Source organism: Rhodococcus sp. ZPP, assembly GCF_017656075.1.
Taxonomy (GTDB): domain Bacteria; phylum Actinomycetota; class Actinomycetes; order Mycobacteriales; family Mycobacteriaceae; genus Rhodococcus_F; species Rhodococcus_F oxybenzonivorans.
Genome location: NZ_CP058638.1, coordinates 540,564 through 558,055, shown reverse-complemented (window position 1 = coordinate 558,055; position 17,492 = coordinate 540,564). Strand labels below are relative to the sequence as shown.

At 65.9% G+C, this 17,492-nt stretch carries 17 protein-coding genes; 11 read left to right on the top strand and 6 right to left on the bottom strand.

Annotated elements, in window-relative coordinates:
- Window positions 1-12: 12 nt before the first annotated feature.
- Complete coding sequence (locus HYG77_RS02545) at window positions 13-534, bottom strand: 2'-5' RNA ligase family protein (protein ID WP_109329405.1); 522 nt, start codon at window positions 532-534, stop codon at window positions 13-15.
- A 19-nt stretch (window positions 535-553) separates the two neighbouring features.
- Here HYG77_RS02545 and HYG77_RS02540 point away from each other — a divergent pair, with 19 nt between their 5' ends.
- The 6 genes from HYG77_RS02540 to fetB all read left to right on the top strand — a co-directional run bounded on the left by HYG77_RS02540 (window position 554) and on the right by fetB (window position 5,973).
- The gene (locus HYG77_RS02540; protein WP_208961773.1) at window positions 554-1,651 is read left to right on the top strand and encodes an isocitrate/isopropylmalate dehydrogenase family protein; all 1,098 of its coding nucleotides are present in this window, start codon (window positions 554-556) and stop codon (window positions 1,649-1,651) included.
- Between the two features lie 165 nt (window positions 1,652-1,816).
- Window positions 1,817-2,746: an ABC transporter substrate-binding protein gene (locus HYG77_RS02535; protein ID WP_109329407.1), complete on the top strand. Its 930-nt coding sequence runs from the start codon at window positions 1,817-1,819 to the stop codon at window positions 2,744-2,746.
- A 20-nt stretch (window positions 2,747-2,766) separates the two neighbouring features.
- Entirely contained in the window at window positions 2,767-3,750 is a 984-nt protein-coding gene (locus tag HYG77_RS02530; protein ID WP_208963253.1) for an amino acid ABC transporter permease, read from the top strand.
- A complete protein-coding gene (locus tag HYG77_RS02525) occupies window positions 3,747-4,508 on the top strand; it encodes an amino acid ABC transporter ATP-binding protein (RefSeq protein WP_109329408.1) in 762 nt (253 codons plus the stop codon). The genes HYG77_RS02530 and HYG77_RS02525 overlap by 4 nt, the downstream gene beginning before the upstream one ends.
- On the top strand, window positions 4,505-5,197 hold the full coding sequence (locus HYG77_RS02520; RefSeq protein ID WP_109329409.1) for a phosphate ABC transporter ATP-binding protein: 693 nt from the start codon (window positions 4,505-4,507) through the stop codon (window positions 5,195-5,197). Before HYG77_RS02525 ends, HYG77_RS02520 begins: the two co-directional genes overlap by 4 nt.
- Window positions 5,194-5,973 carry an iron export ABC transporter permease subunit FetB gene (gene fetB / locus HYG77_RS02515; protein ID WP_109329410.1) on the top strand — a complete coding sequence of 260 codons (780 nt, stop codon included), beginning with the start codon at window positions 5,194-5,196 and terminating at the stop codon, window positions 5,971-5,973. The genes HYG77_RS02520 and fetB overlap by 4 nt, the downstream gene beginning before the upstream one ends.
- Before the next feature lie 27 nt (window positions 5,974-6,000).
- Here the strand turns inward: fetB and HYG77_RS02510 are convergent, their stop codons facing one another.
- The gene (locus HYG77_RS02510) at window positions 6,001-6,897 is read right to left on the bottom strand and encodes a class I SAM-dependent methyltransferase (RefSeq protein WP_109329411.1); all 897 of its coding nucleotides are present in this window, start codon (window positions 6,895-6,897) and stop codon (window positions 6,001-6,003) included.
- A 214-nt stretch (window positions 6,898-7,111) separates the two neighbouring features.
- On the opposite strand from HYG77_RS02510, the gene rpsA reads away from it, so the two are divergent.
- A complete protein-coding gene (gene rpsA / locus HYG77_RS02505) occupies window positions 7,112-8,599 on the top strand; it encodes a 30S ribosomal protein S1 (protein ID WP_109329412.1) in 1,488 nt (495 codons plus the stop codon).
- A 153-nt stretch (window positions 8,600-8,752) separates the two neighbouring features.
- Here the strand turns inward: rpsA and HYG77_RS02500 are convergent, their stop codons facing one another.
- Window positions 8,753-8,974 (bottom strand): hypothetical protein, encoded by a 222-nt coding sequence (locus HYG77_RS02500; protein ID WP_109329413.1) that lies wholly within the window; start codon window positions 8,972-8,974, stop codon window positions 8,753-8,755.
- A 169-nt stretch (window positions 8,975-9,143) separates the two neighbouring features.
- On the opposite strand from HYG77_RS02500, the gene coaE reads away from it, so the two are divergent.
- Window positions 9,144-10,358, top strand: a complete 1,215-nt coding sequence (coaE, locus tag HYG77_RS02495) for a dephospho-CoA kinase (RefSeq protein ID WP_208961772.1) — start codon at window positions 9,144-9,146, stop codon at window positions 10,356-10,358.
- Between the two features lie 2 nt (window positions 10,359-10,360).
- Here the strand turns inward: coaE and HYG77_RS02490 are convergent, their stop codons facing one another.
- Window positions 10,361-10,876, bottom strand: a complete 516-nt coding sequence (locus HYG77_RS02490) for a DUF402 domain-containing protein (RefSeq protein ID WP_208961771.1) — start codon at window positions 10,874-10,876, stop codon at window positions 10,361-10,363.
- 76 nt (window positions 10,877-10,952) lie between these two features.
- Between HYG77_RS02490 and uvrB the strand changes: the two genes are divergently transcribed.
- From uvrB to HYG77_RS02475, 3 genes are all read left to right on the top strand, one after another.
- Window positions 10,953-13,115, top strand: a complete 2,163-nt coding sequence (uvrB, locus tag HYG77_RS02485) for an excinuclease ABC subunit UvrB (protein WP_109329415.1) — start codon at window positions 10,953-10,955, stop codon at window positions 13,113-13,115.
- Between the two features lie 22 nt (window positions 13,116-13,137).
- Window positions 13,138-14,010, top strand: a complete 873-nt coding sequence (locus HYG77_RS02480) for a hypothetical protein (RefSeq protein WP_208961770.1) — start codon at window positions 13,138-13,140, stop codon at window positions 14,008-14,010.
- A gap of 199 nt (window positions 14,011-14,209) precedes the next feature.
- Window positions 14,210-14,662 (top strand): universal stress protein, encoded by a 453-nt coding sequence (locus tag HYG77_RS02475; protein WP_109329417.1) that lies wholly within the window; start codon window positions 14,210-14,212, stop codon window positions 14,660-14,662.
- A gap of 15 nt (window positions 14,663-14,677) precedes the next feature.
- Here the strand turns inward: HYG77_RS02475 and HYG77_RS02470 are convergent, their stop codons facing one another.
- Both HYG77_RS02470 and HYG77_RS02465 read right to left on the bottom strand, forming a co-directional pair.
- Entirely contained in the window at window positions 14,678-15,010 is a 333-nt protein-coding gene (locus tag HYG77_RS02470) for a DUF732 domain-containing protein (RefSeq protein WP_244373429.1), read from the bottom strand.
- Between the two features lie 50 nt (window positions 15,011-15,060).
- Window positions 15,061-17,343 (bottom strand): ATP-binding domain-containing protein, encoded by a 2,283-nt coding sequence (locus HYG77_RS02465; RefSeq protein WP_208961768.1) that lies wholly within the window; start codon window positions 17,341-17,343, stop codon window positions 15,061-15,063.
- Window positions 17,344-17,492: the final 149 nt, after the last annotated feature.

Genomic DNA, 17,492 nt, shown 5'->3' with positions numbered 1-17,492 from the left:
GGGCGAGTCCGGTCACGGCGGGGCCGTCACGGTCCACTCGCGTTTGGCATCTCCGTCCCATCGCCGCACCACCGAGGCGCGGCCGATGATGTCGCCGCCGTCGAGTAGTCGCACGGCGTCGGCGATCTGATCCGCGGGCAGTCGCCGCGCCAGAGTGACGTGGGGAGTCCATTCACCCGGACGGATGTGCGGCGTCACCTCGGTGGCGTGCTCGGCGAGATCGAACACCGACCGGTGTAGTGACAACAGGGCCTTGGACGGCACCACCAGACGCGACAACGTGACGTGCCTGCCACCGAACATGACCAGTCCACCCAGACGGACATGGAACGACGGGGTGGGGATACGGCGCCCCAGGAGTTCGTCGATCTCGGGCGGGATATGGCGCGCGACGAACAGTGTGACGTGCGGCCGATTCGACAGTGCGCGAACGCGAGTCCTGCTCGGCAGACCGGCGTCCCAGAGGAGTTTCCACTCGGCGCGCACGGCGTCGTCGGTCGCCTCGTCGAACAGCAGTTCCACCGACTGGACCATGGTAGGCAATGATGGCCTCATGGGCGGTCCTACGGCAAACAACTCGGATAAACGCATCGGCGTGATCCTCGGTGACGGCATCGGTCACGAGATCGTTCCGGCAACGCAGCGCGTGGTGAGCGCGGCCGTCACCGCCGCCGGTGGGGCCGACGTCGACTGGGTGACGTTGCCCCTCGGGCTCGATGCGATCGACTCCCACGGCACGCCGCTGCCGGACTCCACCCTGGCGGCCCTGGCGGAGCTCGACGCGTGGATCCTCGGTCCCCACGACAGCGCGGCCTATCCGGAACCGTTCCGAGGGCAGCTGACCCCTGGAGGAGTCATCCGCAAGGACTTCGACCTGTTCGCCAACATCCGCCCGGCCCGTTCGCTGGAGGGGGTCGCCTCGATGGTGCCGGACATGGATCTGGTGATCGTTCGCGAGAACACCGAAGGCCTGTATGCGGATCGAAATATGTTCGCCGGCAGCGGCGAGTTCATGCCCACGCCCGATGTGGCCCTCGCGGTCGGCGTCGTCACCAGGCGGGCCTGTGAACGCATTGCACACACAGCGTTCGCGCTCGCCCGGACCCGGCGGCGCCACGTGACGATCGTGCACAAGGCCAACGTCCTGTCGTTGACGACGGGACTGTTCCGCGACGTCTGCCGGGACGTGGGCGAGCGCCACTACCCGGATGTTCAGATCGATGACCAGCACGTCGACGCGATGACCGCCCACCTGGTGCGCCGCGGACGCGACTTCGATGTCGTCGTGGCGGAGAACATGTTCGGTGACATCCTGTCGGATCTCACGGGCGAGCTGTCCGGCTCACTCGGCACCGCGCCGTCGATCAACAGCTCCGACACCCAGGTCATGGCGCAGGCGGCACATGGTGCGGCCCCGGACATCGCGGGACACAACCGGGCAAATCCCACGGCGCTGATGCTGTCTGCCGCGATGATGCTCGACCTGCTCGGCGAGCGCCGAGCCGACCGGCACCTGGTCGGTGCCGCGACCCGGATCCGGGACGCCGTCCGGTCGACGATCGCGTCCGGAGTGGCCATCGCTGACCTGGGTGGACTCGCGTCGACCAGCGAATTCACCGAGACCGTCCTCGCCCGTACCCTGCGTCGGTGAAAGCGCGGTCACGGCACGGCACGGGCCGTTAATGTTCGGTAACGACGTCTGCAGATGTGGGTGCCGTAACCTACCGTTCGACTATTCGGAGTTCGCGAGTTCTCCGTCGCCGTAGCTCGTACGGTGCAACACGATTTTCGATGCATCACGATTTTTCTGGAGGACATGCCAGTGTCTGGTCGATCCGTCTTCACGCGTCGGCGCGTGGCCCGAACCATCTGTGCACTGGCGGGAAGCAGCGCGCTGCTCCTCGCCGGCTGTGCCAGCAATACCGAAGGTGGCGGTTCCCCTTCGGGTGACGCCGCCGCCACGGTGGAAGTCGAGAAGGTGGATGCCATCGCGGCCGAGTTGCCGGAGAAGATCGCGTCGTCGGGCAAGATCGTGGTCGGCGTGAACATCCCGTACTCGCCCAACGAGTTCAAGGATCCCAGCGGCAAGATCGTCGGCTTCGACGTGGATCTCGTCGACGCCGTCGGCAAGGTACTCGGGGTCACGCCGGAGTACACCGAAGCCGACTTCGACAAGATCATCCCGTCGATCCAGGCCGGCAGTTACGACATGGGCATGTCCTCGTTCACGGACACCAAGGAGCGCGAGCAGTCCGTCGATTTCGTCACGTACTTCAGCGCGGGTGTGCAGTGGGCGCAGCCTGTCGGTAAGAATGTCGATCCCAACAACGCGTGCGGTCTGCGGGTCGGGGTGCAAACCACCACCATCGAGGACCTCGAGGAAGTACCCGCCAAGAGTGCCGCGTGTGTGGCGGCCGGTAAGCCGGCGATCGACATCGTGAAGTTCGACAGCCAGGACGACGCTGCCAACGCGGTCGCCCTCGGCAAGGTCGATGCCATGTCCGCGGATTCGCCCGTCACCGCCTACGCGATCAAGCAGAGCGACGGCAGGATCGAGGCGGCAGGCGAGGTCTTCGACGCCGCGCCCTACGGCTGGCCCGTCGCCAAGGGATCGCCCCTCGGACCCGTTCTCCAGAAGGCCATGCAACACCTCATCGACGACGGCGCATATCAGAAGATCGCGGAGAACTGGGGCGTCCAGGCCGGCGTCATCACGACTTCGCACATCAACGGCGCCACGAGCTGAGCGGTTGACGAGTGTCTGATCTGGAAAAGGTGCCGGGCGATGTATCGACCGCGACGGGTTCGGATCCCGAGCCGATCAAAGCGATCCCGCTGCGACGGCCCGGGCGCTGGATCGCTGCGATCGTCGTCGGGTTACTCCTCGCTCTGTTCGTCAACGGTGCCCGCACCAACGAGGCGTATCGCTGGGACATCTACATCCGCTACCTGTTCGACGCGCGAATTTCCGCAGCGGCCTGGAACACGATTCAGCTGACGATTCTGTCGATGGCGATTGCCATCGTGCTCGGCGTGCTGCTCGCTGTCATGCGGTTGTCGCCGAACCCGGTGCTCAAGGCGTCGTCCTGGGGTTATCTGTGGATCTTCCGCGGCACCCCGGTGTACGTCCAGTTGGTGTTCTGGGGCCTGTTCCCGTCCATCTACAAGCAACTCGACCTCGGCATCCCCTTCGTGCACCAGTTCGTGCACATCGACCTGCAGGGCATCAACGCGGCCTTCCTGTTCGCGGTGATCGGCCTGGGCCTCAACGAGGCCGCGTACATGGCCGAAATCGTCCGGGCCGGCGTCAACTCGGTCGCCGAGGGGCAGACCGAGGCGTCGGTGGCGCTGGGCATGACGTGGTCGCAGACGATGCGGCGGACAGTGCTGCCACAGGCGATGCGGGTCATCATCCCGCCCACCGGCAATGAACTGATCAGCATGCTGAAAACCACCTCGCTGGTCACCGCGGTCCCGTACAGCCTCGAACTGTACGGCCGTGCCAGAGACATTTCGGGTGCCAACTTCCAGCCGATTCCGTTGCTGATGGTCGCGGCCACCTGGTACCTCGCCATTACGAGTCTCCTGATGATCGGGCAGTTCTACCTCGAGCGGTACTACTCGAAGGGCGCGACGCGCAAGCTCACCGCCCGGCAGTTGCAGGCGCTCGCCGACGCGCAGGGCAAGCCGCTGGTGATCGAACCCGGCCCCGAGACGCTGCCCGACACACCCGGAGGGGAACGAAAATGACGCCGATGGTCAAGGCGGACCAGGTGTGCAAGAACTTCGGTGCGCTCAAAGTGCTCAAGGGCATTTCACTCGAAATCGGCCGCGGGCAGGTGCTGTGCCTGGTCGGCCCCTCGGGGTCCGGCAAGTCGACATTCCTGCGCTGCATCAACCACCTCGAGCAGGTCAATGCCGGGCGGCTCTACGTCGACGGTGAACTCGTGGGGTACTCGGAGCGGAACGGCAAGCTGTACGAACTGCATCCCCGTGCGGCGGCGAAGCAGCGGCGCGACATCGGCATGGTGTTCCAGCACTTCAATCTGTTCCCGCACCGGACCGCGCTCGAGAACATCATCGAGGCGCCCACCCAGGTCAAGCGGCTCAGCAAGAAGAAGGCCGTCGAGCGTGGACGTGAACTGCTGGCCCAGGTCGGGCTGAGCGAGAAAGCCGACGCCTACCCTGCCCAACTGTCGGGTGGTCAGCAGCAGCGGGTCGCCATCGCCCGGGCACTCGCGATGGACCCGAAGCTGATGTTGTTCGACGAGCCCACCTCGGCGCTCGACCCGGAACTCGTCGGTGAGGTCCTCACCGTCATGAAGGACCTTGCGGCAGGCGGCATGACCATGGTCGTGGTCACTCACGAGATGGGTTTCGCCCGCGAGGTGGCCGATCAACTGGTGTTCATGGACGCCGGCGTGGTGGTCGAATCGGGAGAGCCACGCGAACTGCTGGCCAATCCACAGCACGACCGCACCAAGGCGTTCCTGTCGAAGTTGCTGTGAGCGAGCCGGCGCTCTTCGACTTCGTCGGTGTCGACGTCGAGCAGGGCGGGACCCGTGTGCTGCGCGACATCGACGTGACCATTCCGGAAGCGGGAATCACTGTGCTGGTGGGGCGTTCGGGGGCCGGGAAGTCGACGCTGCTGCGATGCTGCAACCGGCTGGAGGTCCCGACCACGGGAGTCGTTCGGTTTCGCGGACGGTCGCTGTCCGACGTGGACGTGCTGGCGCACCGGCGGACGGTGGGCATGGTGTTCCAGCAGCCCACCGCATTTCCCGGAACGGTGCTGGACAACCTCCGTGCCGCCGACCCCGGTGTCGACGAGGCGCGCGGAGGTGAGTTACTCCGCCACGTCGGGCTCGAACCGGCAATGCTCGGGCAGGTGGCCGACACCCTGTCGGGAGGCGAGATGCAGCGTATGGTCCTGGCCAGGGCGCTCGCGACCCGGCCGTCGGTTCTGCTCGCGGACGAACCGACCGCAGCCCTCGACACGGAATCTTCGGCGCAGCTCGAGTCGCTCGTGCTGCGACTGGCGAAGGAAGGGATGCCCATTCTCTGGGTCACCCATGATCTCGCGCAGATGCGCCGGCTGGCAGATCACCTCGTGGCGCTCGATTCGGGTCACATCGTCTATACCGGTGCCCCCGGCGACTATTCGGACCGTTCCATTGCGGGGGAGTCGGAGACGTGAGCTCGACGATCATCGGATGGGCCGGTCTTCTCGCATCGCTGATCTTCGTCGCTGTGGCAATCGGACTCTCAGCGCAGCAACGGCTTTCGCTGACGACGCCGATCGTCGTCTCCGTGGCGCGTTCCCTCGTGCAGATGATGATCGTCGGGGTGGCGCTGGTTCCACTCGTGCGGCCACAGACCCCACTCTGGTGGTCGTGGCTGTGGGTCATCGGCATCGTGTTCTTCGCCGCGTACACGATTACGCGCCGGGCACCGGCGGTCCCCGAGTTGTATGTCCTCGCGCTGGCCGCCATGGCGGCGGTGGCGGTGGTGGGCCTGGCCGTGATCTTCGGCGCTCGGATCTTCGAGCTGAGCGGGCGGACGCTCGTGCCCGTCGCCGGCATGATCGTCGGAAACTCGATGAAGTCCGCCGTCATCGCCGCCGCGCGGGTCAGTGAGTCGGTGGCCGACCATCGCGCGGAGATCGAGGCCGGACTCGCTCTCGGGATGACACCTCGCCGCGCCTTCGATCGGCAGCTACGGTCGGCTCTGCGAACGGCTATTTCGTCCCAGGTCGAGCAGACGGCAGCCCTGGGCATCGTGTTCCTGCCCGGCGCGATGACCGGTCTGATTCTCGCGGGCGTCGACCCCATGGAAGCGGTGTTCGCTCAGCTCGCACTGATGTACGTCATTCTGGCCGGCGTCGTCATCGCTGTGGTGGTGACGGGTCTCGGCACGCTGCGGAGGCTCACCACGGCCGATCAACGACTGGTTCCGGTCGGCCGCGCCCGCTGACCTCTCGGTGTCTGTGGCTGCCCCTGGCTACGGGCTGTCGGCGACAGGTTTGCGGCAACTGAAAATCGCCGTGCCGGGGAAGAGTTGGCCCCGTAGCGGGCTCCATTGACCCCATTCCCGATCGAGCCATTCGGGCCACTCGGGCTCGATGATGTCGCGCACTTCGAGTCCGGCGGCGACGATCTCGCGAACGCGGTCACCGATGGTGCGGTGGTGCTCCACGTAGGTCGGCACGCCGGCCGAGTCCACCTCCACGTAGGGCGTGCGATCGAAGTAGGGGAGCGTGGCGGTGAGGCCGCGCGGCCCGGGATCGTCGGGGAAGATCCACCGGATCGGATGGTTGACGGCAAACACCCACAGACCGCCGGGCCTCAGGACCCGGCCCACCTCGCGCATGACCGCCGCCGAATCGGCGACGAACGGAACTGCGCCAAAAGCCGAACATGCGAGGTCGAAGCTTCCGTCCGCGAACGGGAGGTGCTCGGCTCCTGCTTGAATCAGCGGCACCACCGGTCCTCCCGTCCGCATGGCGTCGACGCCGCGGTCGAGCATCGCCCGCGAAATGTCGAGTCCCACCGCCCGCGCCCCCCGGCCAGCAAGCCACCGTGCGCAGGGAGCGGAGCCGCAGCCGACTTCGAGGACGTCCTTGCCCGCGACGTCGCCCAGCAGGTGGTGATCGCCCTCGTGAAGTCCCTCCGGGCACCACACGAACTCGCCGTCCGCCACGTCCACCCCGAGGAACTCGCCATGGGTGCGGTGGTAGTCGTCGGCGTCGGCGTCCCACCACGCTCGGCTCGCGCGTTCGCTGGCCTCCGAGTCGACCCGGATGCGGCTGACTCCGGCGGTTCCGAGGACACTGTTGGCGGTGCCGTGGCGGTCGTCTTCGGGGGAGTGGGCGGGATCTGTCGCACGAGAGTCGGGCATGCGCAACAGACTAGAGCGTGGGAACGGACCCGGGTTTGCCCAGCTTGCCCAGGGGCGCGTAGCCTATTGCACGCGAGTGTCTACGTGCGCGACATCCGATTGGGTACGGTTCGAGTTTTCGTTCGGTTCCGGTCAGGTGTCGTTGCACTGTTCTCGTGCTTTGTCCGACAGAACACCATCAACCGACCACAACCCGTCCGGAGCAACTCAACATATGCCCTCCACCACCGTCACCTCGCCGCAGGTAGCCGTCAACGACATCGGCTCCGCCGAGGACTTCCTCGCCGCCATCGACGCAACGATCAAGTACTTCAACGATGGTGACATCGTCGAAGGCACCATCGTCAAGGTCGATCGCGACGAGGTTCTGCTCGACATCGGTTACAAGACCGAAGGCGTCATCCCTTCCCGTGAGCTCTCCATCAAGCACGACGTCGACCCCAACGAGGTCGTCTCCGTGGGCGATGAGGTCGAAGCTCTCGTCCTCACCAAGGAGGACAAGGAAGGCCGACTGATCCTGTCGAAGAAGCGCGCTCAGTACGAGCGTGCCTGGGGCACCATCGAGGAGCTCAAGGAGAAGGACGAGGCCGTCAAGGGCACCGTCATCGAGGTCGTCAAGGGTGGCTTGATCCTCGACATCGGCCTGCGTGGCTTCCTTCCCGCTTCGCTCGTCGAGATGCGCCGTGTCCGCGACCTCCAGCCGTACGTCGGCAAGGAGATCGAGGCCAAGATCATCGAACTCGACAAGAACCGCAACAACGTCGTCCTCTCGCGCCGCGCATGGCTCGAGCAGACGCAGTCCGAGGTTCGCAGCGAGTTCCTGCACCAGCTCCAGAAGGGCCAGGTCCGCAAGGGCGTCGTGTCCTCCATCGTCAACTTCGGTGCCTTCGTGGACCTGGGCGGCGTCGACGGCCTGGTGCACGTGTCCGAGCTGTCCTGGAAGCACATCGACCACCCGTCCGAGGTTGTCGAGGTCGGCACCGAGGTCACCGTCGAGGTTCTCGACGTCGATCTCGACCGCGAGCGCGTGTCCCTGTCGCTCAAGGCCACCCAGGAAGATCCGTGGCGTCAGTTCGCCCGCACACACGCCATCGGCCAGATCGTGCCCGGTAAGGTCACCAAGCTGGTTCCGTTCGGTGCCTTCGTGCGCGTCGAAGAGGGAATCGAAGGCCTCGTCCACATCTCGGAGCTGGCCGAGCGCCACGTCGAGGTCCCGGACCAGGTTGTCGGGGTCGGCGACGATGCGCTGGTCAAGGTCATCGACATCGACCTCGAGCGTCGTCGTATCTCGCTGTCGCTGAAGCAGGCCAACGAGGACTACAACGCCGAGTTCGATCCGTCCAAGTACGGCATGGCGGACAGCTACGACGAGCAGGGCAACTACATCTTCCCCGAGGGCTTCGATCCCGAGACCAACGAATGGCTCGAGGGCTTCGACAAGCAGCGTGAAGAGTGGGAGAACCGCTACGCCGAGGCTGAGCGTCGCCACAAGATGCACACCGCTCAGATGGAGAAGACCGCTGCAGACGAGGCCGCCGAGGCTGCCACCGCTGCTGCCGGCTACTCCTCGGAGTCGGGCGCAGGCGATGCCGATACCGCGTCGTCGTCCGCATCGGCTCCGGCGTCCGAATCTGCTGGTGGATCGCTTGCGAGCGATGCACAGCTCGCCGCTCTGCGCGAGAAGCTGTCGGGCAACGCCTAGTAGGCCCGCCTGACGCAGTCAGGCGCAGAAAACGAGACCCCGCTCCTGCCACGGCAGGAGCGGGGTCCTTTTGTCGGTGCTGCCGCCCAAAACGACTGTGGCCCGGCCTTTGGTGAAGGCCGGGCCACAGTCGCGTGGAAGGACGCTGGGGGTTCAGTTCGCGGTGACGGGAATCCAGTAACTCGACGACGACGCCTGGCCCTCCGAGCGTTTACGCATCGACGCGAAGCTGTGCTTGCCCTGGCTGATCATCGCGGTGAGCCACGTCCGCCGATGCTCGGCGAGTGCCGACGCAACCGCGGGAATCTCGAGGCAATGCACGCCACCCGCAGTGCCGAGGCGGTGCCGACCGGGCTGAAGGCGTTGCTCGCGCATGGCGTTCCTCTTCTTCGAGAAGGTGCAGGTCGGGCCGTTCGCTAGAACATAACCGACCGTGCTGCCGATCGGTGGTATTTGGGATCGGTGAGTCTGCCGGTAACGGTGGGGGAGATGATGTCGGTGGGGCCGCGCAGGCGAGGGCAGGGTGGATGCCACACTGGGTGACGTGTTGAGAATCGGCCTCACCGGAGGCATTGGAGCCGGCAAGTCCACCGTGTCGAAGATCCTGGCGGAACTGGGAGCCGTGATCGTCGACGCAGACCTGATCGCCCGTGAGGTCGTCGAGCCGGGCACCCCCGGCTTGATCGCTCTCGTGGAGCGATTCGGCAACGACATCCTCACGGAGGCCGGGGCGCTCGACCGGGCGGCCCTGGCGGCACGTGCCTTCGCGGACGAGGAATCGCGGTTGGCGCTGAACTCGATCGTGCATCCACTCGTCGGTGCGCGCACGGCGGAACTCATCGATTCAGCAGCGGCAGACGCGGTGCTGGTACAGGACATTCCGTTGCTGGTCGAGGGCGGTATGGGCGCCGCGTTCCATCTGGTCCTGATCGTGTTAGTCGACGCGGAGGAACGGGTACGCAGACTCGTCGGGTCCCGAGGCATGCCGGAAGCGGACGCGCGGGCGAGGATCGCCGCGCAGGCGGACGACGAGCAGCGGCGGGCAGCCGCGGACGTCCTACTCGACAACAGTGGGGAGCCCGGGGCGCTCGAACCCGTGGTCAGGGCCCTGTGGTCGGAGCGGATCGCCCCCTTCGCGTCCAATATCCGTACCCGCACCGTCGTGCGGCCGTTGCCTGTACTCGTGGCGCCGGATCCGCGGTGGGCGGGAGAGGCCGCGCGGTTGATCGCCCGACTGCAGTTGGTGTGCGGGGACCGGGCGGTGCGGGTCGATCACATCGGGTCTACCGCGGTCGAGGGTATGCCGGCAACGGACGTCATCGATTTGCAAGTCACCGTTGCCGACCTCGCGACGGCGGACGAACTCGCCGAACCGCTCGCCGAGGCGGGCTTTCCTCGCATCGAGCACATCACGTCGGACGATCCCAAGCCATCCTATCTCGGTGGCGAGACCGATCCAGCGTTGTGGGACAAGAGAATTCACGGGGGAGCCGATCCGGGCCGGCCGGTCAACATTCATCTTCGGGTCGATGGATGGCCTGGACAGCAGTTCGCACTGGTGTTTCGGGACTGGCTCCGAGCCGATCCGGATGTCCGGGCCGAGTACACCGACATCAAGGTGGGCGCGGCCGACAAGGCCGCCGACCACAGCTCGTACGAGGACGCGGTCACCGCCTACATCGACGCGAAGTCTCCCTGGTTCGACACGGCCTACTCCCGGGCCTGGGAATGGGCCGATCGCGCTGGCTGGAAGGCCTGACATCACCGCCAGTCGATCGGCATTCCGAGCGAGGCCAGCCACCGCCCGAGGTCGTGGCCGTGTGTGGCCAGGCCCTCGATGGCGGCGACGGCGGTAGTGATCGCCTTCTCGGCGGTGGCCGTATCGAGCAGACCGGCGCTGTGCGCCTCCATCAACTCGTCCACATCCAGTAATTCGGTGCTCCGCCCGGTTCGCACGACCAGATCGAGGTAGTGGTCCTCCGACGTCCAGACATCGTCGCCCCGAGTGAACACGCCGATGTCGACGTAGTGGTCCTGGTCCCGCCGATGCTCCGGCCGGAAATGGAAAATGGATGCCCGGAGTCCCAGGTCGGGAAGCAGCCACGACTCGAGGTAGTCGAACTGCCGATGGTCGGCCGTCCGCGCCATGTAGAGCCCCCACGGCTCGACGCGGAATTGCTCCACCGGACGGACGCATCCTTTCGGATCCGTGTTGGTGCTGTTGCGGAGATCGAAGTATTCGATCTTGGGTGGGTGCGGATGAGCAGCGCCTTCCATGAGGCAGAACCTACGGCACTGCGCTGCCGCCGGCGCAGGTCGGGACCTTGTCGGTCCCTGCGCTTACCCTGGTGACATGGCGTTTGCATCCGAGCACCCGGTGGTAGCACATTCCGAGTTCCGACCCATCGGCGAGATCGAGCGGTCGGAGGCGCGGTTCGAGGTCGTCAGCGATCACAAACCCGCCGGTGACCAGCCGGCGGCCATCGCGGAACTCGAGAAGCGGATCAACGCGGGCGAGAAGGATGTGGTCCTGCTCGGCGCCACCGGTACCGGCAAGTCCGCCACCACGGCGTGGCTCATCGAGAAAGTGCAGCGTCCCACGCTGGTCATGGCGCCCAACAAGACTCTCGCGGCGCAGCTCGCCAACGAACTGCGCGACATGCTGCCTCACAACGCAGTCGAGTACTTCGTGTCGTACTACGACTACTACCAGCCCGAGGCGTACATCGCTCAGACCGACACCTATATCGAGAAGGACTCGTCGGTCAACGACGACGTCGAGCGCCTTCGCCACTCGGCGACGTCGAGCCTGCTCTCCCGTCGAGACGTGGTGGTCGTGGCTTCGGTGTCGTGCATCTACGGCCTGGGCACTCCGCAGTCGTACCTCGACCGGTCGGTGCAACTCGAAGTAGGTGTCGAGGTTCCGCGCGACGCGCTCCTCCGGCTTCTCGTCGATGTTCAGTACACGCGTAACGACCTGGCGTTCACCCGCGGTTCCTTCCGGGTCCGGGGCGACACCGTCGAGATCATTCCGTCGTACGAGGAGTTGGCCGTCCGCATCGAATTCTTCGGTGACGAGATCGAAGCGCTGTACTACCTGCATCCGCTCACCGGCGACGTCGTCCGTCAGGTCGACTCCGTGCGCATCTTCCCGGCAACCCACTACGTGGCGGGTCCCGAACGGATGGAGCGGGCGGTCAAAGACATCGAAGCCGAACTCGAGGAACGCCTCGCCGACCTCGAGAACCGGGGAAAGTTGCTCGAGGCGCAACGGTTGCGGATGCGCACCCAGTACGACCTCGAAATGATCAAGCAGGTCGGATTCTGCTCCGGAATCGAGAACTACTCGCGGCACATCGACGGACGCGGCCCGGGTACCGCTCCCGCCACGCTCATCGACTATTTTCCCGAGGACTTCCTGCTCGTCATCGACGAGTCGCACGTCACCGTGCCGCAGATCGGAGCGATGTACGAGGGTGACATGTCCCGGAAACGGAATCTCGTCGAGTTCGGATTCCGGCTCCCTTCGGCCACCGACAACCGACCGCTTACGTGGGAAGAATTCACGCAGCGCATCGGGCAGACGGTGTACCTGTCGGCGACACCCGGCAAGTACGAGCTGGGCCAGGCCGGCGGTGAGTTCGTCGAGCAGGTGATCCGTCCCACCGGTCTGGTCGACCCGGAAGTGGTGGTGAAGCCCACCAAGGGGCAGATCGACGACCTCGTTCACGAGATCCGGGAGCGGGCCGACCGCGACGAGCGGGTGCTCGTCACGACACTGACGAAGAAGATGTCGGAAGACCTCACCGACTACCTACTCGAGCTCGGTATCCGGGTCCGGTACCTGCACTCGGACATCGACACGCTGCGTCGCGTCGAACTCCTCCGCCAGTTACGGCTCGGTGAGTACGACGTGCTCGTCGGTATCAACCTTCTGCGTGAGGGACTCGACCTGCCGGAGGTGTCCTTGGTGGCGATCCTCGACGCCGACAAGGAGGGCTTCCTGCGCAGCTCGACGAGTCTGATTCAGACGATCGGTCGCGCAGCTCGTAACGTGTCCGGTCAGGTCCACATGTATGCCGACAAGATCACCGACTCGATGCAGCACGCCATCGAGGAGACCGAGCGGCGCCGCGAGAAACAGATCGCCTACAACAAGAAGATGGGCGTCGATCCGCAGCCGCTGCGCAAGAAGATCGCAGACATCCTCGATCAGGTGTACGAGGAGGCCGAGGACACCGCTGCCGGCGTCGACGTGGGTGGTTCCGGACGCAACGCCTCGCGCGGTCGCCGCGCCCAGGGTGAAGCCGGCCGCGCGGTCAGTGCGGGCGTCTACGAAGGCCGCGACACCAAGTCGATGCCGAGGGCCGAGCTGGCCGACCTGGTCAAGCAGTTGACGGATCAGATGATGAACGCTGCACGCGACCTCCAATTCGAGCTTGCCGGACGGTTACGCGACGAGATCGCGGACTTGAAGAAGGAGTTGCGTGGGATGGACGCCGCGGGCCTGAAGTAGCCGAGGCAGTACCGTCTGACTCATGGATGCACAGAGCGCCGGTCGAGCCGCTCGATCGTTGGAGTTGCTTCATTCCCTGAGCTACTTCGTACCCGAGGTCGGGGAACGACTGGCCGAGGTGGGGTTGGAGCCGGGCCGAATGGGCTACTTCGCCGGTCGGGCGGCTCCCATGGGCGCGGTGAATGCAGGGGTCGTCACCGCCGCTTTCTTCAATTTCAGCCCCGACGCCGTCGCCGCGGTGATCCCGCGGGCGTGGGATCTGGCTGCGCCGCACGCCATCGTCGAGGCTCGCTACCGTGCGGTCGGTGAGGCGTATGTCCGCCTGCTGGGGGAGTCCGTCATCGCGTCACCGGAGATGGCGGAGGCGGCCGACCTGCTGTCGACCGCGGCGCGGGGCATCCCCGGGGTCGAAGGCAGGCCGCTCTACGCCGGTTACGCGGCGTTGGAGTGGCCGTCGGCGTCGCATCTCAGCTTCTGGCATGCCCTGACAGTGTTGCGCGAGTATCGCGGCGACGGGCATACCGCTGCGTTGCAGACCGCCGGTCTGAGCGGGCTCGAGGCGCTGATCACCCATACCGCGACAGGCCGCGGGTTCCAGAAAAAGTTCGCGCTGACCCGTCGCGGGTGGAGCGAGGAGCAGTGGAACGCCGCCTGCGACAGCCTTCGAGATCGGGAGTTGCTGGACGCTCGCGGTGAACTCACCGCGGACGGCAGCGACCTGCGGAATCTGATCGAGGACCTCACCGACGATATTGCGGTCACACCGTGGGCGGCGCTCGGTGAAGACGGGGTGGCACGCGTGGTCGAGCTCGCGACGCCGTGGCGCGACACCGTCGTGGCCGCCGGGGTATTCCCCGCAGGAGTGTTCGGTCCGAAGGTCCGCACCGCAAGCTGATTTCTCGTCGGGGGAGGTCACAGACGCGGACAGCGCGGCAATGTGACTGATCACGCAGGGGGGCGGTGCGTTGTGGCTTGTGCTGCAAATACCCCTATGTACGCACCGATACCGCTAGGGTCAGCGCAGTGGCCGCTGGGTCCGGACACGACGTGTGCGGGGCCCCGGCCAAGTGACCACCCCAGACATGGAGGAATGAATGAGCGCCTACCGGACCGTTGTCGTCGGAACCGATGGCTCCGAGTCGTCATTTCGGGCCGTCGAGAAGGCCGCTGCTATTGCGGGGGACGCCGGGGCCAAGCTGATCATCGCGTGTGCGTACTACCCGGCTGATCCCAAGGATGTCGGCCATGCGGCTGATGCGCTGGGCGACGAGGCCTACCAGATCACCGGTTCCGCGCCCACATACGAGATCCTGCGTACCGCGAAGGAGCGCGCCCACGCCACCGGGGCCAAGGATGTCGTGGAACGGGCAGTCGTGGGTGCGCCCGTCGAGTCCCTTCTCGCGTTGGTCGACGAGGTCGACGGCGGGCTTCTGGTGATCGGAAACCGCGGCCTCAACACCTTGACCGGACGACTGCTCGGCTCCGTTCCCTCGGACGCGGCCCGCAAGTCCACGTCCGACGTTCTGATCGTCCACACGGTCCGCTGAGCGGCGCCTGATCAGTCAGCAGTAATTCGCCTCGGCCGCATCGAGGAATACCCGCGCCACCTGCTCGGTGGTCAGGTGCGTATCCGATGCGGCCGAGGCGAACTGCGCCATCGGCGTCAAGTGCTCCATGATGGTCGCCTCATCGGTTCCCCAGGACAGCTGCCCGCAGACGCCGTTGGCGATGGCCATGACGGTGTCCGCTGGAATGGCGGGGAGTCCGGCATCGACCAATGTCTGCTGATACCGCACTCCACGGGCGTCGATGTTGCTGGACGCGGTTGTCGTCGCTGCCGCGCTTGCCGACGTGTCGTCGGCGGCAGTGGCCTGGGAGCAGGCGCTGAACGCCACAGTTCCGAGGGCACAGGCGCACCCGATCAGCAAGCTCCGCCCGAACGACGTCACGACGGGTTCGCCGCCGTTGCGGGTGTCAGATCGGACAAGGCCGCGGGCAGGGGCCGCGCGTGGACAACCCCGAGACGCTGAGTGGCACGGGTGAGCGCGACGTAGAGGTCGTTCATTCCCCGCGGCGACTCGTCGACGATGCTCTGCGGTTCGACGATCAGCACCGAGTCGAACTCCAAGCCCTTGGCATCCTTCACGGTCAGGACGCTCACCGAATCGGAGCGAAGATCTGCGAGGGCCGCCACGAGGCCGTGATCCCCGATCACGGCCGTGGTGCCCGGGCCGGTTTCCTCTGCCACACAAGCACGGACCGTGTCCGTCACATCCGACGTGGCCACGTTTCGGGACCACGGCACCAAGCCGGATTCCCGGACCGAGCGCGGTACCGTCTGCTCGGCGTCGATCTCGGCGAGCACCCGGCGCGCCGTTGTCATGATCTCTGCCGGGGTGCGGTAATTGACTGTCAGCTCCGTCAGCTTCCAGCGTTGGGCAACGTATGGTTCCAATATCCGCTGCCAAGAGGATGTTCCGGCGGGGTCACCTGTTTGGGCGGTGTCACCGACCAGGGTCATCCATCGATTCGGGATGCGACGCATCAGCATGCGCCAGGCCATCTCGGACAGCTCCTGTGCCTCGTCGACGATCACGTGTCCGTAGGTCCAGGTGCGGTCACCGGCCGCACGCTCGGCCGTCGTCTGGTGTGCTCCCACGTCGTGTCTCTCGGCGAGCTGGCTCGCGTCGATGAGGTCGTAGGCCATGAGGATTTCGGGATCCAACTCGTCTTCGAGATCCTGGGGCGCAGAACCGGTGAGAATGTCGAGTGCGCCCTGCGCATCGGCGATCTGAGCCCGCCACTGCCGCCGCGCCCGTTCCCGTTCGGCGGCGTCGTCCACTCCGAGGAGTTCGGCGAGTTCGTCCAGTAGCGGTGCGTCGGCGGCACTGAACCCTCCGGACTCGGTGCGGTGCAATGCGGCGCGTTGAACCTCGGTCAACTGGGGCGCGGCGTCGGCCAGTCGCTTCGGCGAGGCGAACAACTGTGCGAGGACCCGCTGCGGAGTCAGCTCCGGCCACAGTGCGCTGACCGCGCTCATGATGTCCGGGTCTTCACGCATCTCATCGCGCATGTCGGCGATGTCCTCCCGGCTGAGGAGGTTGCCGCCGTCGACGACGTTGGCGCCGAGCGTGTCGGCGAGTTGCTGGGCGAGGGCGTCGATCACCGCCGACACGAAGATCGGCCGGGCCAGGTTGTGGGGACGCCGCGACGACCGCGCCCGGCCACGGGCACGCGTGACCACCTTGCGATCCAACGTGATTCGGTAGGTGTCGAAGGTCAGCTCGAGCGGCCGCGCCGGCACCTCCTGCCTGTCCCGGACCGCCTTCTTCAGCACATCGAGGATGTCGAGGGAGCCCTTGATCGTTCCGGCCTCGAGACTGTCCTCGCGCGTGGCACGGACACCGGGGTAGAGGTCGCCGATAGTGGAGAGCAGCACACCCGTCTCACCGAGCGACGGGAGGACCTGGCCGATGTAGTCGAGGAACGTGGCGTTCGGGCCGATGATGAGGACACCGGCTTTCGCGAGCTGCTGACGGTAGGTGTACAGAAGGTAGGCGGCACGATGTAGGGCCACAGCGGTCTTTCCCGTACCGGGACCGCCCTGCACCACGAGGACGCTCTTGTGCTCGGACCTGATGATGGCGTCCTGCTCACCCTGGATGGTCTCGACGATGTCGTTCATCTGCCCGGTGCGGGCAGCGTTCAATGCGGCCAGCAGGGCGCTCTCACCCGCGACACCGTCGGAACCGGTGACGGTCCCGGCGGCCTCCGCGGCCGCGAGATCCAAGTACTCGTCGTTGACCGCCGTCACTCGTCTGCTTCGCGTACGGATGTGGCGGCGTCGCGTCACACCATCGGGTGCGGCGGGGGTCGCGAGGTAGAACGGGCGCGCCAGAGGCGCACGCCAATCGAGCAGCATGGTCTCGTAGTCGTTTTCCTCGTCCAGGATGCCGAGACGCCCGATGTAACGGTGCTCGCCGTCCAGATCGATCTTTCCGAAGCAGAGGCCGTTTTCGGCGGCGTCATACTTGGCGAGGTCCTCGGTGTAGAGCTGGTTGAACGATTCGCGCTCACTGCGTGCCTGGGGGGTACCGCCGGTCTCGAGCAGAACACGGCTCAAACGGGTGGCCGCATAGTCGCGAAGCCCGTCCAGTCGGTGGTAGAGCATCGTCACGTACTGCTGCTCGAGCTCGCGCTCGTCGTGTGACGTGTCCTGGTCGGGCAAGAGGTCTCCTTGACTGGTTCGGCTGCAGATCCGGCGCGGCTGCAAAAGTGCCTGGACAGTCTAGTCGGCCCCGGAGTGCTCCCGCCGATGTCGCAGGTCAGGGCATTCTCCGGGGCCGATCAGATGGTCTGCGGCGGGCGTCGACGCCG

Bases quoted from the DNA above. Each gene is read 5' to 3' on its own strand.
- HYG77_RS02545 (WP_109329405.1), bottom strand. From the start codon at position 534: ATGGTCCAGTCGGTGGAACTGCTGTTCGACGAGGCGACCGACGACGCC.
- HYG77_RS02540 (WP_208961773.1), top strand. From the start codon at position 554: ATGGGCGGTCCTACGGCAAACAACTCGGATAAACGCATCGGCGTGATC.
- HYG77_RS02535 (WP_109329407.1), top strand. From the start codon at position 1,817: ATGCCAGTGTCTGGTCGATCCGTCTTCACGCGTCGGCGCGTGGCCCGA.
- HYG77_RS02525 (WP_109329408.1), top strand. From the start codon at position 3,747: ATGACGCCGATGGTCAAGGCGGACCAGGTGTGCAAGAACTTCGGTGCG.
- HYG77_RS02510 (WP_109329411.1), bottom strand. From the start codon at position 6,897: ATGCCCGACTCTCGTGCGACAGATCCCGCCCACTCCCCCGAAGACGAC.
- rpsA (WP_109329412.1), top strand. From the start codon at position 7,112: ATGCCCTCCACCACCGTCACCTCGCCGCAGGTAGCCGTCAACGACATC.
- HYG77_RS02500 (WP_109329413.1), bottom strand. From the start codon at position 8,974: ATGCGCGAGCAACGCCTTCAGCCCGGTCGGCACCGCCTCGGCACTGCG.
- HYG77_RS02490 (WP_208961771.1), bottom strand. From the start codon at position 10,876: ATGGAAGGCGCTGCTCATCCGCACCCACCCAAGATCGAATACTTCGAT.
- uvrB (WP_109329415.1), top strand. From the start codon at position 10,953: ATGGCGTTTGCATCCGAGCACCCGGTGGTAGCACATTCCGAGTTCCGA.
- HYG77_RS02480 (WP_208961770.1), top strand. From the start codon at position 13,138: ATGGATGCACAGAGCGCCGGTCGAGCCGCTCGATCGTTGGAGTTGCTT.
- HYG77_RS02475 (WP_109329417.1), top strand. From the start codon at position 14,210: ATGAGCGCCTACCGGACCGTTGTCGTCGGAACCGATGGCTCCGAGTCG.